Raw genomic sequence first — 24,318 nt, 5'->3', positions numbered from 1 at the left:
GTTAATTTAATGAGCAAGCTCACCCACGTTCGAGAAGACGGTTCCGCACATATGGTGGATGTGACGGGCAAAAATGAAACGTCGAGAACTGCTGTTGCCGAAGGGTTTGTGAAGATGAGGGGGGACGTCGTAAAGCAGCTTTTTAGCGCTGGCCTGCCTAAAGGTGACGCGTTACCTGTAGCACGGATTGCGGGTATCATGGGCGCGAAGAAGACGCCGGACATTATCCCTTTATGCCACCCGTTGCCGCTGGGCAAAATTACTGTGGATTTTTTTGAGCTTGCTGATGGTGTTCGGATTGAGGCTTCGGTGAAAACGCGTGGGGTTACTGGTGTGGAAATGGAGGCGCTGACGGCCGTGAGCACTGCAGCGCTGACGGTGTACGACATGATCAAGGCTGTGGATAAGATGGCCGTGATTGATGGCATTCGTGTGCTGTCAAAAACTGGCGGTAAATCTGGGGATTGGTCCGTGCAGTGACAGCTCTGGTTATCGTTGCGTCCACTCGCGCCGCTGCCGGGGTGTATGAGGATCGCTCTGGCCCAATTTTGGTGTCGTGGTTACGTGCAAAAGGTTTTGACACACCCGACCCCGTGATCGTGGCGGACGCCGACCTGCCCGCATTCCTGGACGAGCTGGAATTTCCGCAGGTAGTGCTTATTTCAGGTGGCACCGGACTCACGCCTGATGACATCACCGTGGACACTTTAATCCCGCGCCTCGACAAAGAAATTCCCGGCATCGCCCACGCTTTTTGGAATTACAGCATGGACGCCGTCCCGACCGCAGTATTGTCGCGCACCGTCGCGGGCACCATCGGCAGCAGTTTCATCATGGCGCTGCCCGGCTCCACGGGTGCGGCGCGCGATGCCACGGCTGTCCTCGACCCGCTCATTGATCACATCACTGGAACTCTACAAGGCCACCATGAACACTGACCCCGCTTACGTCGCCGAACAAACCGGCAAACTCATCGACGTTTTCCTCACCACCGACCCCCTCGAACCGCTGCTCGACGCCGCCAAAAACGACGTCTGCACCGAGGCGATGGGCGCGCTGGTCACCTTCGAAGGCATCGTCCGCGACCACGACGGCGGCGCCCGCGTGACCTCCCTGACCTACACCGCGCATCCCACCGCGCCGCAGGTCCTTTCTGCTGTCGCGGACTCCATCGTTGAAAAACACCCGCGCACCCGCCTCTGGACCGCGCACCGCACCGGCGCCTTGAAAATCGGTGACGCCGCCTTCCTCGTCGTCGCCGCCTCCGCCCACCGCGCCGACGCCTTCGCCGCCTGCTCCGACCTCGCCGACGCCGTCAAAGCCCAGGTCCCGATCTGGAAAGAGCAAACGCGCCTCGACGGCTCCACCGATTGGGTCGGCCTGTGAAAAACCTCGACATCGCCCGCTACCGCCGCCAAATTATGCTCGGCGAAATCGGCCAGCAAAAACAACAATCGCTTTTCGACGCTAAGGTCTCCGTCATCGGCGCAGGCGGCCTCGGGTCACCCGCCCTGCTCTACCTTGCTGGCGCTGGCGTCGGCCACATCCACATCATTGACGATGACCTCGTCGACCTCTCCAACCTCCACCGCCAGGTCATTCACACCACCGCTGGCGTTGGAACACCCAAGGCCGAGTCCGCCCGCGAAGCAATGCTGGCACTGAACCCTTCCGTTAAAGTGACGGTTTCTGTCAGGCGACTGGACTGGTCAAATGCACTTTCTGAGCTGGCAGATTCCGATGTGATTTTGGATGGCTCCGATAACTTCGACACCCGACACCTCGCATCCTGGGCCGCCGCAAAACTTGGCATCCCCCACGTCTGGGCATCCATCCTGGGTTTCGACGCCCAACTCTCCGTCTTCCACGCCGGCCACGGCCCCATCTACGAAGACCTCTTCCCCACCCCGCCACCACCCGGATCCGTCCCATCATGCTCCCAAGCAGGCGTTTTAGGCCCAGTCGTCGGCGTGATGGGCTCCGCGATGGCCATGGAAGCCCTGAAAATCATCACCGGTGTGGGCACACCCTTGATCGGAAAACTCGGCTACTACTCCTCCCTCGACGGCACCTGGGAATACATCCCCGTCGTCGGTTCGCCGGAGGTGCTGGAACGGGTGCTTGGGTCTGCTGGTGTTTCGGGGATTTCTGGCGGTTTTGGTGAGGTGCTCGATGTTCCTCGAGTTTCCGCGCTGGTTGACGGCGTTTCGCTCATCGACGTCCGCGAACCCTCCGAATTCTCCGCCTACTCCATCCCCGGCGCGCACAACACCCCACTGTCCGCCATCCGCGAAGGCGCCATCCCACCCGCCGTTTCCGCAGGTAAAGAGGTTATCGTCTACTGCGCAGCTGGTGTCCGCTCCGCACAAGCCATCGCAATTTTAGAATCCGCAGGCTACACCGGAATGAGCAGCCTCGACGGCGGAATCGAAGGCTGGCTAGATTCCCTAGGGTAAAACCAAGGCGTTGTGCCACCTAAACACCGGCCCAACGCCTTGCGTTTTCACCCTCCTCCGCGGATGCTTCCGTTTGAACTCCGCCACCTGTTTCACCAACTTAATGATCTCCCCCGTCGCATAATTCACACAATCATCCGTAAACCTCAACGGCACATGGCCTTGTACCACGGCTTCATTGCTCTTCCAGCGATCAATGATGAAATTCCGCCCATTCGCCTGGTGATACTTCCTGCTATCCACATCAATCAGCGCCACACCCACCACCTGAATATCCCACCGATACCCCTCCACCACCACATTCTGCCTGGTCCGAAACCCAGCATCCCGCAGCTCCTGCACCATCACCTTCTCTAGACCACTGTCCAAACCATAGATACACTCCTCCAAAAACTCCCGCAGCTGCGCCTTCCTCCGCGTTCTCAACAACTTCAGATCATGCGCCATCTGCTTCACCCCGCTCCCCGACTTATACCTCTCCTCCACTAATCTCCGCAGGTCAGAAGGATTTACACTCCGCTCATCAAGACACGTCGCAACCGTATCCACCAACGACACCACCCTAAACCCCCGATGAGCAATCCCATCCATCCTCTGAGACCTCCGCGCCACCACATTCCGCGACCCCCTCAACACATTCGACGTACTCACCCTCACCCGCACAGGCAACGACAACGACACCCCCTGATAAACCTCCACCGCCGACTTCCCATCCAACATAGCACCCGGCCTGACCAGGCGAATCGCCGACCACACAACCTCCCCCGACGGCGGATCCAACGCATACACACCCCTCAACACCCGGTGTAACTTCCCCTCCTTCACCAAACTGTTGATCCTCCGCCGCGAATACCCCATCCCGATCAGTTCCTTCGCCGTCCACATCCGCCGTTTTTCTCCCATACCTACTTAGACCCCGAAACTGCGCTCCAGGTTCCCTGTTGGTGCAAAACAAGGCGAGTTTCCCAGCCGGGGGTGCCATTTGGCGGGCTAGTTCGCCGTGTTTCGTTCGCCGCGTGTGTAAAACAGGGCGAGTTCCTCAGCAGGAGGGGCTGTCCCGGGCCGAAGCCTGCCTTGATTGACCCGCCGCGCGCACAACGGGGCGGACTCATCGGCGAAACCGGCCGTCTGTGAAGCTAACCCGCCTGAATTCGAGCGGGCTGTCCCCGCTCCGTGCAAAACAAGGCGAACTTGTCGGCGAATGCAGCCATTCGGGAGGCTAATCCGCCCGGTTTCGCGCGCGTGGATTCCCGCCCGGGCAAAACAGGGCGGGTTCCTCGACGGGAAGGGCTATCCCAGGCCGAAGCCTGCCTTGATTGACCCGCCGCGCGCACAACAAGGCAAGCTCGCGCGTCGAAGCGACCATCCCGAGCTGAAACCCGCCCTGTTTGCACCACAGCGGACGAAGCCGGGCAGACTCCCCTCCGGAGCCGCCCACCCAGGGAGCTAATCTGCCTTGCTTTACACCTCCGGGCTATAACAATCCAGTGTCCGTGGCTAGGGATTTACTAAAAATCGGGTAACACGCGCGTAGTATTTTTCGCATGGAATTATTGGAGACCTTCATCACTGATGTCATTAACGACAATTTGTGGATGATCTTGCCCTTCTTGCTCGTTGCTGCTGGCCTCTATTTCGGTGGGCGTACGTTGCTGGTTCAGATTCGGATGATTCCGGAGATGTTCAAAGCGGTCGTCGAGAAGCCTGCGAAGGATGGGGAGTTCGCGGACAAGCAGGACATTTCGGCTTTTAAGGCGTTCACGATTTCTGCGGCGTCGCGAGTTGGTACGGCGAATGTTGCGGGTGTTGCGCTGGCGATCACTCTGGGTGGACCGGGTGCAGTGTTCTGGATGTGGATCATTGCGCTGGTTGGCGGTGCGACATCGTTCATTGAGTCGACTCTTGGACAGTTGTGGAAGGTGAAGGACGGCGACAGCTATCGCGGTGGCCCTGCGTACTACATGATGCTTGGTTTGAATGCTCGGTGGCTTGCGGTTGTTTTCGGTGTCGCCATCACGTTGACCTTTGGTTTTGTGTACAACGCTTTGCAGTCCAACGCGGTTGTTGAGGCGATTACTGTATCACTCGGCACCCCTTCTACCACTGCAAAGGCTTTTGTTGGCTTGGGCATGGCTGGATTGTCTGCGCTGGTTATTTTTGGCGGCGTGCAGCGTATCGCAAACGTGACGCAGTGGATGGTTCCGTTCATGGCGGGTGCGTACATCATTGTTGGTGTGGTGGTGATTGTGATTAACATTCAGCAGGTTCCGACCATGATCAACGACATCATTGCTGGTGCTTTTGGTTTCCGTCCGGTTGCTACTGCGTCGGTGTGGGGCGCGTTCTGGTTGGCGTTTATGAACGGTATACGCCGTGGACTGTTCTCCAATGAGGCTGGTGAGGGTTCTGTCCCGAACGCTGCTGCTACCGCGACTGTGTCTCACCCTGTGAAGCAGGGTTTGGTTCAGACTCTGGGCGTATATTTCGACACCCTGCTCGTTTGTAGCATTACTGCTTTTGTCATCCTGCTGTCTGGAGTGGAGTACGCGACCGGCGATATTCAGTCTTCTTCTTTGACTCAGTCCGCGCTGGCTAGCGTTGTTGGTGGTTGGGGAACCCACTTCATTACCGTAGTGATGTTCTTCCTGGCGTTTTCTTCCGTGCTGGGTAACTACTACTTGGCACAGGCGAATATTCAGTACTTCACCGATTCGAAGACTGTCATGACTGTTTTCCGACTCTTGGTGCTGCTCAGCGTGTTCTCTGGCGCGGTTGCTTCGGTGCCGTTGATCTGGGCTTTGGGTGATACTTTCGCTGGCATCATGGTGCTCATTAACCTGGCGGCGATCATTCCGCTGGGTGGCGTTGCAGTGAAGTTGCTTAAGAATTACACCATTCAGAAGAAGGCTGGTCTGGATCCTGTGTTCCACCGCGACATGATGCCAGAGGTTCGTAATATTGCGTGCTGGAACGGCAAAGATGCAGCTACATCCAACTATCACGAAGCGATGGAAGTGATCAAGAAGAGCTAGTCATCGAAGGAACAGTGGTATGGCCCGTCAGCGTCTCGGATTGTCTGGCAGGCCAACACCTGGTTTTCGGAGACGATCTCGTAGTTGCTCAGTACTTCATTGTTGAGCATGTGCGAGGGCCCTCCCGTCAGCGTACATTGGCAAGTTCCGCAGTGGCCTTCCATGCAGGAATAGCGGGCGGGTAGGTCGGCCTGGAGGAGGGCGTCGAGAAGCGTTTGCGTGGGTGACCACGAAAAAGCGTAGGTCTCGCCGTCTATCTTGTGCGTGTGCAGGGCCATGTGCCCTAGTTTAGGCAACAGCGCTTTCGGATAAAGCCCCGACCGCCCAAGAATCAGAAAACCCCCGTTTACCTGCGTAAACGGGGGCTATTAGCGGAGACGGAGGGATTTGAACCCTCGGATGGTTTCCCATCGCTGGTTTTCAAGACCAGTACATTCGGCCGCTCTGTCACGTCTCCAGCGACTCAAACATCAAAAATTGATATTTGCGACAAGTTGAAATCATACCCGATAGTCTCGAACATACTAAATCACCTAATCAGGGGGAATTACATGGATGTGTTAAAGATCGCCATCATCGCTGCAGTCATGATTGGTGTGCCGGTTCTGGTGGTTTTCCTCATTGTGTTCGCGGTGCACAAGTTGGCTAAGGAAGTGCCGCGGTCTGGTCGTCGTCCGGGTATTGGGTTGGGGTTGTTGCTTGGTTTTGTTGCGGGGCTCATCGTGTGGTTTGTGTGGTTGAGTTGGGGTGGTTATTACGAGAATGAGTTTGGGCAGATGCAAGGTCCTTATCGTCCGTGGCAGGTTGTTGCTTGTGGTGTCACGATGGTCGCGGTCACTGTGATTCTTGGTCTGTGGACTAGGTGGACTGCGTCTGGTCCGTTTTATTCGGCGTTGGGTGGTACGTCGGGGTTTAGTTTCGCGTGGGCCATGGATGCTTTGCCTCAGGATGAAACCGGATTGTCGGCGTTTGGGTTAGTGATGGTCATTGTTGGTGTTGGTGCGGGGCTAAATGTGGTGGCAGCGATCACGTCAAACAGCGCAACGAATTGGAATAACCGGCTACCCTCGAATACATGACTGAAATCACGCGCCAAACCATGCAAGCCATCGTCCAAACTGAGGAGAAAGTCACGGCTTCTCTGGAATTACAGGAAGTCCCCGTCCCGGCTCTGAAGCCTGGTGAGGTGTTGGTGGAGGTGAAGGCTGCGGGCGTTAACCGTGCGGATCTTTTGCAGACGCAGGGAAATTATCCTGTGCCGGCGGGGGCTTCGGAGATTCTCGGGCTGGAATGTGCGGGTGTGATCGTGGATGCCGGCGACACTGGGCAAACAGTGGGTCAGGAAGTCGCTTGCCTTCTCACTGGCGGTGGATATGCGCAATATGTGGCGGTTCCGGAAGGTCAGTTGATGCCAATTCCAGAGGGTTACAGCTTTGTGGAAGCGGCCTCGATCGTGGAGGTTGCGTGCACGGTGTGGTCGAATATCGGCATCCTGGCGGGCTTGCAGAAGGAGGATACTTTCCTTATTCATGGTGGCGCGGGCGGTATCGGAACGTTTGCTATTCAGATGGGCAAGGCTCTGGGTGTGACGGTTGCGGTGACTGCCGGTTCAACTGAAAAGTTAAAAACCTGTAAGAACTTAGGGGCCGATATCCTCATCAATTACAAGGAGGAAGATTTCGCCGAGGTTTTGAAGAACAAGGCGGATGTCATTCTCGATATTATTGGCGCGAAGTATTTGTCACAGAATGTGAAGGCGATGGCCAAGGACGCGCACATGGTGGTCATCGGGATGCAGGGTGGCGTGAAAGGGGAGCTGAATTTGGGTCATCTTTTGGCCAAGCGGGGCACGATTTCTGCCACTGCGCTGCGTGGTCGCGATGAGGCGGATAAGGCTCGGATTGTCAGCAGCACTGTCGAAAATATTTGGCCGCTGCTGCAATCGAAGGAAATTACCCCTCACATCGACCACACCTTGCCGCTAGCCGAAGCAGCCGCCGCCTTGCAGAAAATTCAAGATGGCACCATCACCGGCAAGCTCGTGCTTACGGTTTAGGCCAGCGACGCCAGCACCCTGGTCAGCTGATCCACTTCATAGTAGGTGCTAAACGGGCTTAGTCCGATAGTGATCGATCCGCCAGCTTCAGTCACACCCATTGCTTCGAGCAGCGGGTCAGCAGGGCTGACGGTAGTGATCAAACGATTGTCCACCAATCGGCGGTACACCATATCTGCGGGCACGCCCTCCATGGTGAAGGTCAGGCGGGGCACTCGATCCAGGAACGCGGCGTCGTGACCTGCGGCATCGCCGGAAATTCCCACGATATGCACCGCGTGAAGTCCTTCGAGCGATTCCACAAGATGCTCAAAAAGTCCCTTGTGGAATTTCGCCATCTCCCCCATCGCCTCAACGACGGACGGGGCGTTTTCATCCAGGTTTCCCAGGTGCCGCACCAGGTTGGGTACGCCGCCGAGCAGCCCATGCGGCAGGGAGCTTGCGGGCAGTTCGAGTGGAACGGTGCGATCCAAGCGCGGGAACATCGAGGTATCACGGAAAATCAACGCCGAAATCTGCGGGCCGCCCAACTCGCCGAGATCAAGCATGACGATATCGGCTTCCCACTCGTCTAGGCGCAGGGGGCGGTAGGCTGCGTAGGTGGTGGCGTCGACAAGCACCCAAGCACGCGAACGCGCACGCACTTTATCCACAATCTTGCCCACTGGGGCGACCGTGCCGAGCAGCGGGTGCGCGGCGCTGAGCACGACAAGGCGCGTCGAGCCGTCAACAAGCTTCTCGTACTGCCAATCCGGCAGCATGCCGGTGCCCAAATCGGGCTCGGCCCAGCTAAAAACGCCGTCGAGGGAGCGGAACGGCGCGGTCAGCCAGTCCGCGTCCGCGCGCGACAACACCACGCCCGCTTTTCGACGTACAAACCCACCCAAACCGCGCGCCAACGTATGAGCCAAAAACTGCCTCGTGGGACCCAGCACAACACAGTCCGGATCCACACCCGCCAACGACGCAACTGCCTCGCGAGCAGCCTCCAACTGATCCACCGCAATCGGCCGCGACGTCACCTCAGAAATCTGCGCATGCGTGCGGAAAGCCGCCGCAACTCCCGACGCCACCCGCTCCGGAACCTGCGGAATTTGATGTGAATTAAGGTACGTCCAGCCATCGCCCAAAGAGGTATAAAGCCCCCGAACCCTGGCCACATCAAAACCCACGAAAGGCACTCCTTTCAACCGCCACAGCATTTCCTTGCACTCTCTTGGACAACATTACCCCACACACGGGACACTCAAACGTGCATGATTTCACCTGTCGTCGATACCCAAAAATCACTCCACCACCACTAGGGTGTCTTATGTGCAGGAACAATCGAAGCAGAAAGACCTCCAGGCCGATATCGCCAGAATCACTGCCGTGAAATCGGACACAGTTCCGAATTCCCAGTCAATGACCTTTGGCGCTGCCTGGAACGATATCGTCCGCGGATTCAAGCAACATGAGTTGTGGCTGCAACTCGGCTGGCAAGACATTAAGCAACGCTACCGGCGATCCGTCCTTGGGCCCCTGTGGATCACCATCGCCACCGGTGTCATGGCGCTCGCCCTCGGCTTGTTGTACTCCGTGCTGTTCAAAATCCCCATCGCGGAATTTCTGCCCCACGTCACCGTCGGCCTGATCATTTGGAACTTCATCTCCGGATGTATCAAAGAAGGCTCCGACATCTTCATAGATAACGAGGGACTCATCAAACAGCTCCCCTCGGCGCTGTCCGTCCACGTGTACAGACTCGTGTGGAAACAAGCCCTCTTCCTCGCCCACAACCTGGTCATCTGGGTAATTCTCATGATGATCTTCCCCCGACCCCTCGGCTGGGACGTCCTCCTGATCATCCCCGCAATGTTCCTCCTGGTGATCAACGGCGTGTGGGTAGTCATGTTCTTCGGCATCATCGCCACCCGCTACCGCGACGTCTCCCCGCTGCTAGAAGCCGGAACCCAACTCCTCTTCTACGTCACCCCCATCGTCTGGATGACTTCCACCCTGCAATCCCAGAGCGCGGAAATCGGCAACCGCGCACGCCTCGCCGAACTCAACCCGCTCTACCACTACCTCGAAATCGTCCGCGCCCCCATGATCGGCGCCGACCTTCCCGCCTACCACTGGTGGATCGTCCTCGCCTTCACATTCGTCGGCCTTGGCCTTGCTCTCCTCGCGATGAAGCAATGGCGATTCCGCGTCAGCTACTGGGTATAAGGAGCACCACATGGTATCCATCGATACATACAACGCCTGCGTCGACTTCCCCATCTTCGACGCCAAATCCCGCTCCATGAAGAAAGCCTTCCTCGGAGCAGCCGGCGGCGCAATCGGACGCAACCAAGACAACGTCGTAGTCGTCGAAGCCCTCCGCGACATCAACCTGCACCTCCGCGAAGGTGACCGCGTCGGACTCGTCGGTCACAACGGCGCCGGCAAATCCACCCTCCTGCGACTCCTGTCCGGCATCTACGAACCCACCCGCGGCTCCGCCGACATCCGCGGACGCGTCGCCCCCGTCTTCGACCTCGGTGTCGGCATGGACCCCGAAATCTCCGGCTATGAAAACATCATCATCCGCGGCCTCTTCCTCGGCCAAACCCGCAAACAGATGAAAGCCAAAATGGAAGAAATCGCCGACTTCACCGAACTCGGCGAATACCTTTCCATGCCACTGCGCACCTACTCCACCGGCATGCGCATCCGCCTAGCCCTCGGCGTAGTCACCTCAATCGAACCCGAAATCCTGCTTCTCGACGAAGGCATCGGCGCCGTCGACGCCGCCTTCATGGCCAAAGCCCGCGACCGCCTCCAAGCCCTCGTCGAACGATCCGGCATCCTCGTCTTCGCCTCCCACTCCAACGATTTCCTAGCCCAACTCTGCAACACCGCACTCTGGGTCGACCACGGACAAATCCGCGACGCCGGCCTCGTCCCCGACATCGTCGAATCCTACGAAGGCAAAGGCGCCGGCGACCACGTCCGCAGACTCCTCACCCGCATGGAAGAAGAAAAGTAGCTCCTGCGTTTCGGGTTTGCGCGGTTGGGCGGTTAGTCGCTGGAGGTGACCACCCTGGCGGCAAGTTGGCCCTGTTGTGCGCGGGTGCGCCAAACAAGGCGAGTTAGTCGCCGAAACCAACCACTCCAGCACTAAACCCGCCTCGTTGTGCCCGCCGCCGCACCAAAACAAGGCGAGTTAGCCACTGGAGGTGACCGGTCTGGCGGCAAGTTGGCCCACTTTCGTTCGCTGGTGTACCAAGCAAGGCGGACTCCCCGCCGAAACTGACCACCCCGGTGCCAAGCCCGCCCACTTTCGTTCGCTGGTGTACCAAGCAAGGCGGACTCCCCGCCGAAACTGACCACCCCGGTGCCAAGCCTGCCCACTTTCGTTCGCTGGCGTCCCAAACAAGGCGGACTCCCCGCCGAAACTGACCTTCCCCGCACCAAGCCCGCCCTGTTGTGATCGGGCGGTTCAAACAGGGCAAGTTAGCCACTCGAAGCGACGATCCCAGCAACAAACCCGCCCACTTTCGCCCGCCGCCGCACCAAAGCAACCAAAGCCACCGCCAAGAAACGCCTAGGATGACCCTATGGGAACGCAGATTGATCACATTGTTATTGCAGCGCCAAACCTTGAAGATCTGGTGTCGCGGTTTGAGAAGTTGACGGGGGTTAAGGCGGTGGCGGGTGGTCGTCACGATACGGGACGGCGAACGCGCTGGTGCCACTAAAAGAGCCAAAGGGGTCGTACCTGGAGTTGATTGGCCCGGATCCTGAGGCGGACGCGGTGACGCAGGATAATTTCGCGATCGCTACGACGCAGTCGACGGAGCCGAGGGTGGCGGCGTGGTGTGTGCGTCCGGATGATTTGGAGGCTCTCGCCGCTAAGCGGGGGACGCAGTCGCAGTTGATGAGCAGGCACACTCCGGAGGGGACGACGCTGACGTGGCGGTTGATTTTGCCGGAGCCGGGTGTGGATTTTGCGCCGGTGCCGTTTGCGATTGATTGGTTGGGGTCGCCGCATCCTTCCAAGGTCACAGAACCCCAGGTCAGTGTTCACAGTTTCACGGTCTATGGCCATAGTGAGCCGGATGAGCTGCCAGAGCCTGCAATTTTTCAGGAGGGTAAGCCGTTGTTGGAGTTGGTGTTGGAGTCGCCGAAGGGGCGGGTTAATCTGAGTGATTTGTGATGGCGTGGCAAGATATACGCCATGGCACAAACCACTACCCACCTCCAGCCGGGCATCAACGTCGCAGCGGTCATTGTGACCCACAATCGTGTGGAATTGCTGCGGCATTCCCTCGAGGTTGTTGCCAATCAAACCTATCCAGTGAAGCATATTGTGGTGGTGGATAATGGGGCGGATCCGGACGTCGAGAAGCTGGTTTTAGAGGTGGCGGGTGACCGCGCCGTTTACACGCCTTCGCGCACCAATTTGGGCGGCGGTGGCGGTTTTGCTTTTGGTTTTTTGACGGCGTTGGCACTGGGGGCGGACGCGGTGTGGTGCGCGGACGATGACGGCCGGCCGGAGGGGCCGGAGGTGTTGAAGACGCTTATCGACGCCGCTTCTCGGCATAATCTGGAGGAGGTTTCTCCGGTGGTATGCAATGCTGATGATCCGGAGCGGTTGGCATTTCCGCTGCGTCGGGGCTTGGAGTGGCGTCGGATGCGCAGTGAGTTGATTGATCCAGCCAACCCGGAGGATGATTTGCTGCCGGGCATCGCCTCCTTGTTCAATGGTGCCCTGATCAGCGCTTATGCAATGGAGCGCATTGGTGTGCCGGACTATCGACTGTTTATTCGCGGCGATGAGGTGGAGTATCACCGCCGTTTGGTGCGTTCCGGTTTGCCGTTTGGTACGTGTTTGACCACGGCGTATTTGCACCCGGATGGTTCTGATGAGTTCAAGCCGATTCTGGGTGGGCGGATGCATACGCAGTATCCGGATAATGATTTCAAGAGGTTTTTCACCTACCGCAACCGTGGTTATCTCATGAGCCAGCCGGGAATGCGCAAGCTTCTCCCTCAGGAATATGCGCGTTTTGCGTGGTTCTTCCTGGTTCAGAAACGGGATGTGAAGGGGTTCCGGGAGTGGCTGCGCCTGCACAAACTGGGCCGCGACGAGAAGTTCAATAGGCCTTAGATCAGTTTCAGTAGTTCCTCGTGGTAGCGCGCTGGAAGACAGTTGGCTGCAACAACCCGGCGCGCTAGGTCCTTGTTTCCCATTTTTGCGCGGAAGGCCATGGACATGGTGATGTCATGGTCGGGGGCCTGCAGAACTTCAATGGGGTCGCCGGGGTTGATGTGGCCTTCTTCGATGACTCGGAAGTAGCTGCCGGGGAGGCCGCGTTGGGTGAAGGTTTTTAGCCAGCCTTTGATGTCGAGCCAGTGGGCGAAGGTGCGGCAGGGGCTGCGGGGGATGGAGACTTCCAGCAAGGTGGTGCCGATGCGAACTTGTTGGTTGATCAGGAGATCTTCTAATACAATTCCACTGGTAGTAAGGTTTTCACCGAAGTATCCGTTACGGTAGGTGGGGTCCCAGAAGTCGAGTTCTTCGCGGCTGTAGGCGTAGATGGCTTTGTGGGCGCCACCGTGGTGGAGGGTATCGCCGATGGCGTCGCCGACTACGCCGGAGCCGTCGCCGTAGTTGGGTCCGGGGATGAATACATCGATGCCGGTGGCGACGGGGAGTTTGTTGATGCCGCTGATGCGGTCGTCGCCGCCTGGGTCTTGTTGGATGTGGGCGACGTTTGTGGAGAGAACAAGACCGGGCATTTTAGACCTTAAGGGCTGCGTAGAAGCGGTTGAATCCGGCGATCAGGCACATGATGATGCCGATCGGAAGGAGGAAGATTGCGCCGATTCCTGCGACGCTGAGCAGGGTGTTCACCATGGTTGAGGGGTTGCCGTCGACTGCGAGGAGCACGAGGTTTCCCACAAGCAGGCAGATTCCGGGGACGGCGATTAGCAGTCCGCCGACGAGGCCGGTCCAGGTTTTCCAGGTGGAGTTGTTGCGGTCGCGGAAGTTGTCCCACACCGCGATCAGGCCGACGATGGTGACAATTCCGAAGGCGATTTCTGCTGCTAGTTCCATGTCTTGGATGGAGAAAATCAGGGTGAGCAGCACGAAGTAGAGTACGCCGATGAGTCCGGCAATCATGGTGGGATTGAAGGTCTTCATGAGGGGTACCTTACTTCACTCGGAAAATGATGGTTCTTTGGACGATGAAGTTGATGACCGTTCCGGTGCCTTGGGCGATCACGAAGGCGACCACCATCGCGACGGCTTCGTTCCAGCCCCAATTCTCAAACAATGCGGAGCAGAGGGTTTGCAGTCCAATGTTGATCAGGAAGGTCACGCCGTAGAGGGCCACCACGGCAAGGAACCTGGAGGTGGAGCTTTCTGCTTGGAAGGTCCACCGGCGGTTGATCATGTAGGCGGTGGTGGTGCCGGCGATGAAGGAAATCGTGCGGGCAACAGGTACGGGAAGGCCGAACACTAGCTGCAAAAGTGACAGCAGGCCGAGGTCCACGATGGCTGAGAGGCCACCGGTGAGGATGAACCGGAAAGCTTGGGTTTTCAGGCTCATTGGTCGGACGATCGTAACATCAGGATTTTCGGGCACGAGGTTACACAATACCTAGAAACACAGCAGCTCCCTATAAATGTCCAGGCGATCCACGGGGGCAAGCCGCTCTGGGCCGTAGCCGCCGAGTTCTGCGAGTATCTTCAGGGAGGCTTCGCAGGCGCTGGTGATCTCTGGTGCACGTAGTGGGGAGCCGTCGTCGGCGACCCAGCCGAGGGTGCTCATTGTGGATTCGATCACTTCGATGAAAAGTTCGTCGTTTCCGAGGCAGGACAGGGCGAGTACGCAGGACCAGAATGCGTCGGAGGCTTCGGCGCTGTTTTCCACTGGCAGCGTGCGGTAGGTGTGGTGGCGGGTGGCGTCGATAAGCGGTTCTCTTTTGAGGTCGAGCGCTTGGAGCAGTGGGATGAAGTCGAAGACGCCGGTGCGGTCGACGAGGTCGATGACTTCGGGGCGCACGCCGGAGAGGACGTCGCGGATGGTGTCGGTGCCGGTGAGTTCGGCGTTGATGGTGGCTTGGTCGAAGTCGTCGCCGAGGCCGCCGGAGCCGCCGATGCACAGCGCGCGCGGGGTGCCGTTGTCGCGCGGGTACATTTCCACGCATTGCAGGTTGAATTGCCACAGGCCCCAGAAGTAAAACAGGAAGTCGCCGGGTTCGGGCAGGAGTTCGCCGAGGTTGGTGTCGGGGGCGCTGGGTTGGTGGAATTGGTCTTCGAAACGCCAGGGTGACTGCTCGCCGCCAACACCGAAAACGATGTTGAGTACATTGTGCAGCTCGTCCAGGCTCATCGCCGAGTTCAACCCAATTTGCCTGTGGACCTCGCCGTCCGCTTGCACGTTGGTGGCGCGGACGATGAGTGTTAGTTCGGGTTTGGGCTCGGGTTTCCCGGAACGCTGCTCGCGGGCAGACGCCAAGGAAATGACGTTGTCGCGTGCATAATTCGTGGGCATGCGCCCCAGGATAGACCCATTTGTCCTATTCGGTGTCAAGCGGCAGTGGCTGGACCTCCGCGCCGAAGGCCTCAGCCAGCGCCTTCCGCGCCCGGCGCTTGGCTTCAATTTCTAGCCAGCCGCCTGCGATCTCTGCGAGCTCCATCGCCGTGCGCCACGCAGCCTCTGCCTCCGGCTCGCCGCGGTACTGCGCCTCCACAGTGCACGCGCCCAAGCTGGGCAGGCGGATTCCATGTTTGTTGTACTCTGCCACCTGCTTATCGACGTCAACCCGCACCCCTTCTATCGTCGCCACGGGGGTATTTTCCGGAGCGGTGCTCCCAGGGGTAAGGAACACTACTGTGTCTTTCAGCAGGTCAGTCAGTTGTTGTTCATCGGCAATCCACGCCCCGGTGGGCAGCGCCGCGGGATAAGTTTGCACATGCCAGATGATGTTGTGCTCGCCAGAATTATCCAAAACACTCAACACGGGATAGGTCATTTTGTGCGGGCCTCCAGCTCACAGATTGCGTAAATAAAAGCGGCGTACACCATGCCAGTGCAGGTGAATGGCCTGGAAGCGCCACGTTTTTCAAAGAACTTAGCGATCCTTCTCATCACCGCCACATCCATGCGCATGGAGAAATACGCCAAGGTGAAAAATGCCACGACAAAAACAGCAAGCAACAGCCACGTCACCAGCGGACCTCGCTCCGTGATGGCATCCACATCAGATTCTGGACCAGGCGTGACACCCAAATCGCCGATCTCCTGGCGGATTTGATCAACCATCGTCGCGGAATCTTTCGCAATGATGGACCGCTCCCCAGTCGGGTCCTGACCCATCGCAATCACCGTCGCCCCAGAAAGCGCCAACGCACCATAACTGATGGCCCGGCGGACTGGGCTTTGTACGTAATCATTAACCGCAACCCCAGCACCAATCAGCGCGGAACCTGCTGCTACCTGCAATCTCATCCTGGTATCCATGTTGCCAAGACTACTCACTGATTAAGGTGGTGGGCATGTTTGAAAGATTCAAAAAAGCCAAGGCTCCCGAGGTCCACATCGCGGCGGAACGCACCAACCTTCCGCTTAACGATTTCATGACCCGCCTCTTCGCCCAGGAACTCCCCCTGCTCGATAGCACCTCACGTTCAGAGGTCTACCGCCTGCTTCGGGAATACGACGGCCCAACAATTAGCTCCCAGGAAGAAATCCCCGCAGAGATTCGTGAACTCATGGATCTTTAGGCAATAAATGTGAGATTGGACGATTTCACGCTTGTCTTCACCACCTGAAAACTTTCGGGGGTAACCTTTAAAGGCGATGAACAGTTCTCACGGCACGTCCAGCTCCGGCGCTTCGGCCGGTGCCCACGGAGCCCTTCCCCTAGAAGCTCAGAAACTGAACGGTTGGGGCCGCACAGCCCCCACCACCGCTGAGGTACTTACCACCCCAGACCTAGACATCATTGTGGATGCAGTCCGCCAAGTCGCTGAACAAAACGACTCCAAGCCGGACTACCTCAAGCGCGGCGTGATTGCCCGTGGCATGGGTCGTTCCTATGGTGACCCAGCCCAAAACGCCGGTGGCCTTGTCATTGACATGCAGCCACTGAACAAAATCCACTCGATTGATCCTGATTCTGCGATCGTCGATGTAGATGGCGGCGTCACCCTCGATCAGCTCATGAAGGCTGCCCTGCCATATGGCCTCTGGGTTCCTGTCCTTCCCGGCACCCGCCAAGTCACCATCGGTGGCGCAATCGGACCAGACATCCACGGCAAGAACCATCACTCTGCAGGTTCCTTCGGCGACCACGTGGTCTCCATGGAACTCCTCGTTGCAGACGGACGCATCCTGCACCTCGAGCCAGAAGGCACCGCCGAAGACCCACAGGGCGACCTGTTCTGGGCAACCGTTGGTGGCATGGGCCTGACCGGCATCATCGTCCGTGCACGCATCCGAATGACCAAGACGGAAACCGCCTACTTCATTGCGGACACCGACCGCACCAACAACTTGGAAGAAACCGTTGCGTTCCACTCCGACGGATCAGAGCACAACTACACTTATTCTTCTGCGTGGTTCGATGTCATCAGCCCTGAGCCAAAGCTTGGCCGCTCCACCATCTCCCGTGGTTCCCTGGCAACACTTGCTCAGCTGGAAGAACTGGCACCAAAGCTGGCCAAGGATCCACTGAAGTTCAATGCTCCACAGCTGATGAAGGTTCCAGATATCTTCCCATCCTGGACTTTGAACAAGCTGACCCTTTCCGCAGTCGGTGTGGCTTACTACGCCATGGGTGCACCAGCGAAAAACCAGGTGAAAAACCTCACCCAGTTCTACCAACCACTTGATTTGATCGGCGAATGGAACCGTGGCTACGGCTCCAAGGGCTTCCTGCAGTACCAGTTCGTGGTCCCCACAGAAGCTGTTGAGCCTTTCAAGGACATCATCCGCGATATGCAAAAGTCCGGCCACTACTCCGCACTCAACGTGTTCAAACTGTTTGGCCCAGGCAACCGCGCACCACTGTCCTACCCAATGCCAGGCTGGAACGTCTGCGTTGACTTCCCTATCCGCCCAGGTCTGGGAGCTTTCTTGGACGATCTGGACAAGCGCGTCATGGAATTCGGCGGCCGCCTCTACCTGGCCAAGGAATCCCGCACCTCCGCAGAGAACTTCCACGCCATGTACCCAGGCATGGAAGGCTGGTTGAAGACTCGAAATGAGATCGACCCAACCGGAGTCTTTGCATCTGACATGTCCCGCCGACTTGAGCTTTCTTAAGAAAGGGCTTGAACTAAACAATGCTTAACGCAGTGGGCAAAGCCCAAAACATTCTCCTTCTTGGTGGAACCTCTGAGATCGGTATTTCCATTGTCTCCCGCTTCCTCAAGCAGGGTCCATCCCATGTGACCTTGGCAGCGCGTAAAGATTCCCCACGCGTGGACACAGCAGTTGCAGAGATCAAAGCAGCTGGCGCTGCTTCCGTTACTGTTGTTGATTTCGATGCGCTCGACACCGAATCCCACCCTGCAGCCATCGACGCAGCCTTTGAAAACGGCGACGTTGACGTAGCAATCGTGGCTTTCGGCATCCTCGGCGACAACGAAGCACAGTGGCGCGACCAAGCACTAGCCGTGGAAGCAACCACCGTGAACTACACCGCCGGCGTTTCCGTAGGTGTACTGCTGGGCCAGAAATTTGAGCAGCAGGGCCACGGCACCATCGTGGCATTGTCCTCTGTGGCAGGCCAGCGAGTCCGCCGCTCCAATTTTGTCTACGGCTCCGCCAAGGCAGGTTTCGACGGTTTCTACACCCAGCTCGGCGAAGCTCTTCGTGGCTCCGGCGCTAACGTATTGGTGGTTCGCCCAGGCCAGGTACGCACCAAGATGTCCGCAGATGGTGGCGAAGCCCCACTGACCGTCAACCGCGAAGACGTGGCAGATGCTGTTTATGATGCAGTGGTGAACAAGAAGGACATCATCTTTGTCCACCCACTGTTCCAGTACGTCTCTTTTGCGTTCCAATTCATTCCGCGGGCAATCTTCCGTAAACTGCCGTTCTAACTGAAGTTCCGGAAGTTACGCGACCCGCCGTCCTCAAAATTTTTAAAGGATGGCGGGTTTTACATATGGCAAGCTCTGAAAGCAGATAGCACGTGAGACTCATTAATACATACTTGTAATTTTGCTCCTCGATCCCAGCAATGCTCGTTGAGTATGAAAGACTTCTATCATGATTAACACCTCTGAAGATGAAGGTGCAGTCGTGGTTCATGAGGATTTGAATCCTTATGGTCCATCACGTGTGCCCGAAGGCGAAGTGTATCGGCCTGATCGTCTAAACAGGAAAGCTACACTTGCTGCAATTGTGGGAGCTGCCATCCTGGCTTTCGCATTTGCTTTGGTGTTGTGGATGGGTTTAAAACAAACAAACCTTCCAGCTTTCGGCCCATCGAATGTCACGAGGGCTGTTGCTTCTGCCACCATCGCTGCGGTTTTGATTGTCACGGGTTTTTTGACGTGGCTGTGGCTGCGCGATGAACATCAGAGCAATCCGCGGTGGGAGTTGGAGGACGTCAAGCCAAGGCCCAAGTGGAGGACGGCGCTGACGTATCTGGCGTCTTACTTAAGCCCAGCTGCGCTGGTGGTTGCGGTGTTGGCTATTCCGCTGTCTGCGACCCGCCTGTATTTGGACGGAATCAGCGTTGACCAGGGCTTTAGAACTCAGTTTTTAACCCGTATGGCTGACGATATCAGCTTGTCGGACATGAACTACATCGATATGCCTACCTTCTACCCTGCTGGATGGTTCTGGCTCGGTGGTCGCTTGGCCAATCTTTTGGGGCTGCCCGGTTGGGAAGCTTTCCAGCCATGGGCAATTGTGTCCATGGCAGTTGCTGCTTCTGTGTTAGTTCCAGTGTGGCAGCGCATCACCGGTTCCCTGCCGGTGGCAACAGGCATTGCGTTGGTGACAACCTGCATTATCTTGGCGATGAATTCCGAAGAGCCCTACGCTGCGATCGTTGCGATGGGTATTCCAGCGATGCTCGTGCTGGCTTCCCGCATTGCCAAGGGCGATAAGTTTGCGCTTGCCAGCGGCATTATTTACTTGGGTGTTTCGGCTACTTTCTATACCTTGTTCACCGGCGCCATCGCGCTTTCTGCGGTCGCAGTGTGCATCGTGATGGCTGCTATTATGCAGCGCTCCATCAAGCCATTGCTGTGGCTTGCAGTGCTGGGTGGTGGATCCATTGTCATCGCGTTGATTTCTTGGGGTCCTTACCTTCTAGCTTCCATCAACGGAGCGGAGCGCTCTGGCGATTCTGCAACACACTACCTGCCTCTTGAAGGCACCCAATTCCCGGTTCCTTTCTTGGCATCGAGCGTTGTGGGACTGTTGTGTCTGGTTGGCCTGATCTATTTGGTGGTGCGCTTCCACAACAATGAGGTGCGCGCGATGTGGATCGGCATCGCAGTGTTTTATGCCTGGATGGGTATGTCCATGGCGATCACGCTTTTAGGCAACACGTTGCTGGGATTCCGTCTTGATACAGTGCTGGTGCTTATTTTTGCCACGGCTGGTGTGTTGGGCATTGCAGATTTCCGCCTTGCCAGTGTGTATCAGCTCTACCCCACCCAAATTACAGAGCGCACCGCAAACTATTTGACCAATTTTATTGTCATTCTGGTTTTGCTTGGTGGCCTGTACTACGCGCAGGATCTGCCACAGAAGAACGCACGGGCTATCGATCTGGCCTATACCGATACTGATGGCTACGGTCAGCGCGCCGATCTGTATCCAGCCGGAGCTGCACGTTATTACAAGGACATCAACGATCATCTGCTTGATCAAGGATTCGAGCCTTCCGAAACTGTCGTGCTGACAGACGAACTCGATTTCATGTCCTACTACCCTTACCGCGGATACCAAGCATTTACTTCCCACTACGCCAACCCGCTTGGTGAGTTCGGAAACAGGAACGCATTCATCGAAGATCTCGCGATCCGAAGCTGGGATGAGTTGGCTGATCCTCAACAATTCAGCGACGCGTTGAACACATCTCCATGGACGATCCCTGAGGTGTTCATCTTCCGCGGCTCCATCGATGATCCTGACGCCGGTTGGAAATACGACGTGGCTGAAGATCTGTACCCGAACAATCCAAACGTGCGCTTCCGCGGCGTGTACTTTAACCCGGAGTCATTTGATCAGATGTGGCAGACCAAGCAAGTGGGACCTTTCGTGGTGGTAACGCACAATGAGTAATTCCTCACCAAACGACCCAAGCCCTATGCGCCAAGTCGGTGGTAATGGGGGCCATCAACTAGACTCGATCAACGTGTCAGATGTAGTTGAGTCGAAGAAACTAAAGGGTTCTGCGCAAGAACCCCCGCAGGTTGCCCCGGGCTGGCTGAAGAAACTGGCTATCTCATCAGGTCTGCTAGGCCTGTTGATGTTTGTGCTGTTGCCTTTCCTGCCAGTGAACCAGGTGCAGTCTTCGCTGTCATGGCCACAAAATGGTGAGCTTTCCAGCGTTAACGCCCCGCTGATTTCCTACGCACCGCAGTCGATGGATGCGTCCATCCCTGTGTCCGCGCTGGACAGTCTCAATGACAATCAGTCGTTGGTGATGGGCACGCTGCCTCTGGATAGTACGGACGCCACCAACCGTGGTCTGTTTGTGCGCACCATCGACGGCAACCTTGACGTGATTGTTCGCGGTGAGGTGCTGTTGGATCTTTCGCCAACAGAGGTGAACCGTCTGCCCGATGATGCGATCCTGGAGATTTCCTCCACCGAGGAAACCACCAGCGCGGAAATCACCGGCACGGCATTCAGCGGCGAGACCGAAGGCGATGAGCGGCCTCAGGTCACCGGCGTTTACACCGAGCTTGTCGACGACCCCTCCACCGCATCGGCCCTGGCCTCAGCGGGCTTAAACGTTGATATTGAGATCAACTCCCGCTTCACTTCATCCCCCAGCCTTCTAAAGTACGCAGCCATCTTCATTGGCCTTGCGTCTGTGTTGGTCTCCCTGTGGACACTGCACCGCATGGATATTTTGGATGGTCGAAAAGCACACCGCTTCCTGCCTGCCAACTGGTACAAGCTGAAGCCACTTGATGGTGTTGTCGTAGCGATTTTGGTGTTCTGGCACTTCCTTGGCGCCAACACCTCTGACGACGGCTTCATCATGACCATGGCCCGCGTGTCCCAGAACGCGGATTATATGGCCAACTACTACCGCTGGTTCGGTGTCCCAGAATCACCATTCGGCGCACCATATTACGACTTGCTGGCTCTGATGGCCTACATCTCAACCTCATCAATCTGGCTTCGTCTACCCGCATTGCTCGCTGGACTGATCATGTGGTTCGTGATCACCAGAGAGGTCATGCCACGGTTTGGCTCATTGGTTAACGGTCGCCGCGTTGCGCACTGGTCTGCAGCCATGGTGTTCCTGGCGTTCTGGCTTCCATACAACAACGGCACTCGCCCAGAGCCAATCATCGCGATGGGAGCTCTACTTGCGTGGGTTTCCTTCGAGCGCGCTATCGCTACCTCCAGGTTGTTGCCCGCTGCCATTGGTGTTATTATCGCCACCATTTCCCTGGCATCAGGCCCCACCGGTCTGATGGCAGTTGCTGCGTTGCTGGTCAGTTTGTCCGCGTTGATTCGCATTCTTTATAGGCGCTTGCCGCTTATTGGGGCGCCGAGGGGGGCGTCGAAAAGCAAAGTCTTTGGCGCCTCGATGGCTATGCTTGCCCCATTCCTGGCGTCTGGCACCGCGATTCTCATCGCCGTTTTTGGCGATCAGACTCTGTCAACCGTCATGGAATCCATCAGCGTGCGCTCCGCGAAGGGCCCGGCGCTGACCTGGTACCACGAATATGTGCGCTACCAAACCGTCATGGAACAAACCGTTGATGGTTCCTTCACCCGCCGTTTTGCTGTGCTGATGCTCATGGCGTGTCTGGCTATTGTGGTCATCGCGATCCTGCGTTACGGCCGCATTCCAGGCGCTGCGAAGGGACCATCCCTGCGTTTGATGATGGTCATTTTCGGCACCATGTTCTTCATGATGTTCACCCCAACCAAGTGGACTCACCACTTCGGTGTCTACGCAGGACTTGCCGGCGCATTGGCCGGACTTGCTGCCGTGGGGCTGTCCTATGTTGCGGTGAAATCACCACGCATGCGCACCATTTCCATCGGTGCGTTCCTCTTCCTGCTGGCGCTGGCTCTCGCAGGCGTGAACGGATTCTGGTACACCTCCAGCTACGCCGTGCCATGGTGGGATAAAACCATCCAGATCAAGGGCATCGAAGCATCCACCGTAGTGCTCGTGATCGCCGTGATCGTGCTGATCATCGGTGTTATTCAATCCTTTGTCCACGATGTGAAAACCGCGCAAGCCGAAACCAATCACTCCATGGGCGAACTCGTGGCGGAAGATGAAGCAAAGCGCGAGCGTGCCTCGCGGTTCACCGGCCTTGCGGCCTCCCCTATCGCAGGAGTGTCCGCCCTCGTTGTGCTGATTACCTGTGCATCCATGGGCAAAGGCTTTGTGGACCAATACCCCGCGTACTCCGTGGGTCTTGGCAACCTCCGCTCCCTGACCGGCAACACATGTGGCCTTGCCTCCGACGCCATGCTGGAAACCAACTCCAACGATTCCTTCCTCACCCCAGTGAACTCCACACTTGGTGAGTCCCTGGAATCCGAAGATATTCGTGGCTTTAGTGCTGCCGGCATCCCACCATCAATCAGCCAGGACCAAGCAAACCTGTCTGCTGTTGGTGCCATTGCCAACACTGACGACTCCACCGAAACCGGCGGATCCGACGAATCATCCGGACAATCCACCGGCAACACCGGCGGTGTCCGAGGCTCCGAAGGCATCAACGGCTCCAACGCCCGCCTGCCATTCAACCTGGACTACACCCAAGTTCCAGTCGTCGGCTCCTGGTCCGCTGGCACCCAAAACCCAGCAAACATCACCACCGACTGGTACGAAATCCCAGAAGCCACCGAAGAAGCACCCATCATCGTGGTATCTGCAGCAGGTCGCATCGAACACTTTGATATCAACGGCGTCCACCAATCCGGACAATCCGTCATGCTCGAATACGGTCGCCTTCGCGATAACGGCGACGTTGAAGACCTCGGCGAAGCCATGATGTACGACATCGGCCCCGAGCCATCCTGGCGCAACCTCCGCTACCCACTTGACCAACTCCCAGAAGAAGCAGATGTCGTGCGCATCGTCGCCACCGACGTCAACCTCGACGAAGACCAATGGGTAGCACTGACGCCACCACGCGTACCTAACCTAGATTCTCTGAACAACGTCATCGGATCCGAAACCCCAGGACTCCTCGACTGGGCAGTTGGCCTGCAATTCCCATGCCAACGCACCTTCGACCACTACGCCGGAGTCACCGAGATTCCTGAATACCGAATCTCCCCAGACCACGGTGGAAAATCCACCCTCTCCCCATTCCAAGACTGGGCAGGCGGCGGATCCATGGGCACGGCCGAAACAGTAAACAACGCCTACGAAATCTCGTCCTACCTCCGCAACGACTGGGGCCGCGACTGGGGTTCCATCGAACGCTACTCCCTGCGCACCAACTCCAACGGCGATGCACCTAAGGTTGCAGACATCAACCTTGAAACCATCCAACGTTCCGGACTCTGGAATCCAGGGCATATGAAGGTAGATGAATAAGACCTTCAGTACTGGA

General features: G+C 57.3%; 24 protein-coding genes, 1 tRNA gene and 1 pseudogene. 16 read left to right on the top strand and 10 right to left on the bottom strand.

Annotation, left to right across the window (positions count from 1 at the left end; translation table 11 throughout):
• Positions 1–9 precede the first annotated feature (9 nt).
• The 4 genes from moaC to KW808_RS01235 are packed head-to-tail and all read left to right on the top strand — an operon-like array spanning position 10 to position 2,456.
• Positions 10–480 carry a cyclic pyranopterin monophosphate synthase MoaC gene (moaC, locus tag KW808_RS01250; protein WP_003863410.1) on the top strand — a complete coding sequence of 157 codons (471 nt, stop codon included), beginning with the start codon at positions 10–12 and terminating at the stop codon, positions 478–480.
• A complete protein-coding gene (locus tag KW808_RS01245; RefSeq protein WP_003863411.1) occupies positions 477–938 on the top strand; it encodes a MogA/MoaB family molybdenum cofactor biosynthesis protein in 462 nt (153 codons plus the stop codon). Before moaC ends, KW808_RS01245 begins: the two co-directional genes overlap by 4 nt.
• Positions 928–1,386 (top strand): molybdenum cofactor biosynthesis protein MoaE, encoded by a 459-nt coding sequence (locus KW808_RS01240; RefSeq protein ID WP_003863412.1) that lies wholly within the window; start codon positions 928–930, stop codon positions 1,384–1,386. The genes KW808_RS01245 and KW808_RS01240 overlap by 11 nt, the downstream gene beginning before the upstream one ends.
• The gene (locus tag KW808_RS01235; RefSeq protein WP_003863413.1) at positions 1,383–2,456 is read left to right on the top strand and encodes a ThiF family adenylyltransferase; all 1,074 of its coding nucleotides are present in this window, start codon (positions 1,383–1,385) and stop codon (positions 2,454–2,456) included. The genes KW808_RS01240 and KW808_RS01235 overlap by 4 nt, the downstream gene beginning before the upstream one ends.
• Here KW808_RS01235 and KW808_RS01230 read toward each other — a convergent pair.
• Positions 2,448–3,341 carry a type IV toxin-antitoxin system AbiEi family antitoxin domain-containing protein gene (locus KW808_RS01230; RefSeq protein ID WP_074496165.1) on the bottom strand — a complete coding sequence of 298 codons (894 nt, stop codon included), beginning with the start codon at positions 3,339–3,341 and terminating at the stop codon, positions 2,448–2,450. The two genes, KW808_RS01235 and KW808_RS01230, sit on opposite strands and share 9 nt — an antisense overlap.
• 659 nt (positions 3,342–4,000) lie before the next feature.
• Here KW808_RS01230 and KW808_RS01225 point away from each other — a divergent pair.
• Positions 4,001–5,488, top strand: coding sequence for an alanine/glycine:cation symporter family protein (locus KW808_RS01225; RefSeq protein ID WP_499652442.1), 1,488 nt, complete (start codon positions 4,001–4,003; stop codon positions 5,486–5,488).
• Here the strand turns inward: KW808_RS01225 and KW808_RS01220 are convergent.
• Together KW808_RS01220 and KW808_RS01215 are read right to left on the bottom strand one after the other, a co-directional pair.
• Positions 5,485–5,766 (bottom strand): 2Fe-2S iron-sulfur cluster-binding protein, encoded by a 282-nt coding sequence (locus KW808_RS01220; protein ID WP_003857637.1) that lies wholly within the window; start codon positions 5,764–5,766, stop codon positions 5,485–5,487. The genes KW808_RS01225 and KW808_RS01220 overlap by 4 nt on opposite strands.
• 94 nt (positions 5,767–5,860) lie before the next feature.
• A tRNA-Ser gene (locus tag KW808_RS01215) sits at positions 5,861–5,945 on the bottom strand.
• 94 nt (positions 5,946–6,039) lie between these two features.
• Between KW808_RS01215 and KW808_RS01210 the strand changes: the two genes are divergently transcribed.
• Entirely contained in the window at positions 6,040–6,567 is a 528-nt protein-coding gene (locus tag KW808_RS01210; protein ID WP_003863417.1) for a hypothetical protein, read from the top strand.
• A gap of 20 nt (positions 6,568–6,587) precedes the next feature.
• A complete protein-coding gene (locus KW808_RS01205; protein WP_003863418.1) occupies positions 6,588–7,544 on the top strand; it encodes an NAD(P)H-quinone oxidoreductase in 957 nt (318 codons plus the stop codon).
• On the opposite strand, the gene KW808_RS01200 is transcribed toward KW808_RS01205, so the two are convergent.
• Positions 7,541–8,716, bottom strand: a complete 1,176-nt coding sequence (locus tag KW808_RS01200) for an aminotransferase class V-fold PLP-dependent enzyme (protein WP_003863419.1) — start codon at positions 8,714–8,716, stop codon at positions 7,541–7,543. The genes KW808_RS01205 and KW808_RS01200 overlap by 4 nt on opposite strands.
• A 142-nt stretch (positions 8,717–8,858) precedes the next feature.
• On the opposite strand from KW808_RS01200, the gene wzm reads away from it, so the two are divergent.
• The 4 genes and pseudogenes from wzm (at position 8,859) to glfT1 (ending at position 12,681) form a co-directional block, all read left to right on the top strand.
• The gene (gene wzm, locus KW808_RS01195; RefSeq protein ID WP_003857646.1) at positions 8,859–9,755 is read left to right on the top strand and encodes a galactan export ABC transporter permease subunit Wzm/RfbD; all 897 of its coding nucleotides are present in this window, start codon (positions 8,859–8,861) and stop codon (positions 9,753–9,755) included.
• A 10-nt stretch (positions 9,756–9,765) separates the two neighbouring features.
• On the top strand, positions 9,766–10,557 hold the full coding sequence (gene wzt, locus KW808_RS01190) for a galactan export ABC transporter ATP-binding subunit Wzt/RfbE (protein ID WP_003857649.1): 792 nt from the start codon (positions 9,766–9,768) through the stop codon (positions 10,555–10,557).
• A 571-nt stretch (positions 10,558–11,128) separates the two neighbouring features.
• Positions 11,129–11,727: pseudogene (locus KW808_RS01185) on the top strand (VOC family protein).
• A 21-nt stretch (positions 11,728–11,748) separates the two neighbouring features.
• Positions 11,749–12,681, top strand: coding sequence for a galactofuranosyltransferase GlfT1 (gene glfT1, locus KW808_RS01180; RefSeq protein ID WP_003863426.1), 933 nt, complete (start codon positions 11,749–11,751; stop codon positions 12,679–12,681).
• Here the strand turns inward: glfT1 and KW808_RS01175 are convergent.
• From KW808_RS01175 to KW808_RS01150, 6 genes are read right to left on the bottom strand one after another with little or no spacing between them, the layout of a single operon-like run.
• Positions 12,678–13,313: an MOSC domain-containing protein gene (locus KW808_RS01175; RefSeq protein WP_034983463.1), complete on the bottom strand. Its 636-nt coding sequence runs from the start codon at positions 13,311–13,313 to the stop codon at positions 12,678–12,680. The genes glfT1 and KW808_RS01175 overlap by 4 nt on opposite strands.
• A gap of 1 nt (position 13,314) precedes the next feature.
• Positions 13,315–13,719 (bottom strand): hypothetical protein, encoded by a 405-nt coding sequence (locus KW808_RS01170; RefSeq protein ID WP_003857656.1) that lies wholly within the window; start codon positions 13,717–13,719, stop codon positions 13,315–13,317.
• A 10-nt stretch (positions 13,720–13,729) separates the two neighbouring features.
• Entirely contained in the window at positions 13,730–14,164 is a 435-nt protein-coding gene (locus KW808_RS01165; RefSeq protein WP_003863432.1) for a GtrA family protein, read from the bottom strand.
• A gap of 15 nt (positions 14,165–14,179) precedes the next feature.
• Complete coding sequence (locus tag KW808_RS01160; RefSeq protein WP_003863434.1) at positions 14,180–15,076, bottom strand: plasmid pRiA4b ORF-3 family protein; 897 nt, start codon at positions 15,074–15,076, stop codon at positions 14,180–14,182.
• A gap of 25 nt (positions 15,077–15,101) precedes the next feature.
• Positions 15,102–15,557, bottom strand: a complete 456-nt coding sequence (locus tag KW808_RS01155) for a hypothetical protein (RefSeq protein ID WP_003863436.1) — start codon at positions 15,555–15,557, stop codon at positions 15,102–15,104.
• Positions 15,554–16,033 (bottom strand): hypothetical protein, encoded by a 480-nt coding sequence (locus KW808_RS01150; protein ID WP_003863438.1) that lies wholly within the window; start codon positions 16,031–16,033, stop codon positions 15,554–15,556. The genes KW808_RS01155 and KW808_RS01150 overlap by 4 nt, the downstream gene beginning before the upstream one ends.
• 47 nt (positions 16,034–16,080) lie before the next feature.
• Between KW808_RS01150 and KW808_RS01145 the strand changes: the two genes are divergently transcribed.
• From KW808_RS01145 to KW808_RS01125, 5 genes are all read left to right on the top strand, one after another.
• Positions 16,081–16,308, top strand: a complete 228-nt coding sequence (locus tag KW808_RS01145; protein WP_003857667.1) for a hypothetical protein — start codon at positions 16,081–16,083, stop codon at positions 16,306–16,308.
• Between the two features lie 76 nt (positions 16,309–16,384).
• Complete coding sequence (dprE1, locus tag KW808_RS01140; protein WP_003863441.1) at positions 16,385–17,851, top strand: decaprenylphosphoryl-beta-D-ribose oxidase; 1,467 nt, start codon at positions 16,385–16,387, stop codon at positions 17,849–17,851.
• 20 nt (positions 17,852–17,871) lie between these two features.
• Complete coding sequence (dprE2, locus tag KW808_RS01135) at positions 17,872–18,633, top strand: decaprenylphospho-beta-D-erythro-pentofuranosid-2-ulose 2-reductase (protein WP_003857671.1); 762 nt, start codon at positions 17,872–17,874, stop codon at positions 18,631–18,633.
• Between the two features lie 169 nt (positions 18,634–18,802).
• Positions 18,803–20,836, top strand: a complete 2,034-nt coding sequence (locus tag KW808_RS01130) for a galactan 5-O-arabinofuranosyltransferase (RefSeq protein ID WP_003863444.1) — start codon at positions 18,803–18,805, stop codon at positions 20,834–20,836.
• Positions 20,837–20,861: 25 nt separating this feature from the next.
• Positions 20,862–24,302 (top strand): arabinosyltransferase domain-containing protein, encoded by a 3,441-nt coding sequence (locus KW808_RS01125; protein ID WP_003863446.1) that lies wholly within the window; start codon positions 20,862–20,864, stop codon positions 24,300–24,302.
• The last annotated feature ends 16 nt before the right edge of the window (positions 24,303–24,318 follow it).

Origin of the sequence: [Brevibacterium] flavum (genome assembly GCF_019317305.1) — a bacterium.
GTDB lineage: Bacteria > Actinomycetota > Actinomycetes > Mycobacteriales > Mycobacteriaceae > Corynebacterium > Corynebacterium glutamicum.
The sequence above is the reverse complement of the archived record's forward strand: the minus strand, read 5'-3'. Positions and strand labels throughout refer to the sequence as shown.

Bases quoted from the DNA above. Each gene is read 5' to 3' on its own strand.
- KW808_RS01170 (WP_003857656.1), bottom strand. From the start codon at position 13,719: ATGAAGACCTTCAATCCCACCATGATTGCCGGACTCATCGGCGTACTC.
- KW808_RS01205 (WP_003863418.1), top strand. From the start codon at position 6,588: ATGCAAGCCATCGTCCAAACTGAGGAGAAAGTCACGGCTTCTCTGGAA.
- KW808_RS01145 (WP_003857667.1), top strand. From the start codon at position 16,081: ATGTTTGAAAGATTCAAAAAAGCCAAGGCTCCCGAGGTCCACATCGCG.
- KW808_RS01150 (WP_003863438.1), bottom strand. From the start codon at position 16,033: ATGAGATTGCAGGTAGCAGCAGGTTCCGCGCTGATTGGTGCTGGGGTT.
- wzt (WP_003857649.1), top strand. From the start codon at position 9,766: ATGGTATCCATCGATACATACAACGCCTGCGTCGACTTCCCCATCTTC.
- KW808_RS01230 (WP_074496165.1), bottom strand. From the start codon at position 3,341: ATGTGGACGGCGAAGGAACTGATCGGGATGGGGTATTCGCGGCGGAGG.
- KW808_RS01155 (WP_003863436.1), bottom strand. From the start codon at position 15,557: ATGACCTATCCCGTGTTGAGTGTTTTGGATAATTCTGGCGAGCACAAC.
- KW808_RS01125 (WP_003863446.1), top strand. From the start codon at position 20,862: ATGCGCCAAGTCGGTGGTAATGGGGGCCATCAACTAGACTCGATCAAC.
- KW808_RS01160 (WP_003863434.1), bottom strand. From the start codon at position 15,076: ATGCCCACGAATTATGCACGCGACAACGTCATTTCCTTGGCGTCTGCC.
- KW808_RS01175 (WP_034983463.1), bottom strand. From the start codon at position 13,313: ATGCCCGGTCTTGTTCTCTCCACAAACGTCGCCCACATCCAACAAGAC.
- moaC (WP_003863410.1), top strand. From the start codon at position 10: ATGAGCAAGCTCACCCACGTTCGAGAAGACGGTTCCGCACATATGGTG.
- glfT1 (WP_003863426.1), top strand. From the start codon at position 11,749: ATGGCACAAACCACTACCCACCTCCAGCCGGGCATCAACGTCGCAGCG.
- KW808_RS01220 (WP_003857637.1), bottom strand. From the start codon at position 5,766: ATGGCCCTGCACACGCACAAGATAGACGGCGAGACCTACGCTTTTTCG.
- dprE1 (WP_003863441.1), top strand. From the start codon at position 16,385: ATGAACAGTTCTCACGGCACGTCCAGCTCCGGCGCTTCGGCCGGTGCC.
- dprE2 (WP_003857671.1), top strand. From the start codon at position 17,872: ATGCTTAACGCAGTGGGCAAAGCCCAAAACATTCTCCTTCTTGGTGGA.
- KW808_RS01240 (WP_003863412.1), top strand. From the start codon at position 928: ATGAACACTGACCCCGCTTACGTCGCCGAACAAACCGGCAAACTCATC.
- KW808_RS01130 (WP_003863444.1), top strand. From the start codon at position 18,803: ATGATTAACACCTCTGAAGATGAAGGTGCAGTCGTGGTTCATGAGGAT.
- KW808_RS01225 (WP_499652442.1), top strand. From the start codon at position 4,001: ATGGAATTATTGGAGACCTTCATCACTGATGTCATTAACGACAATTTG.
- KW808_RS01210 (WP_003863417.1), top strand. From the start codon at position 6,040: ATGGATGTGTTAAAGATCGCCATCATCGCTGCAGTCATGATTGGTGTG.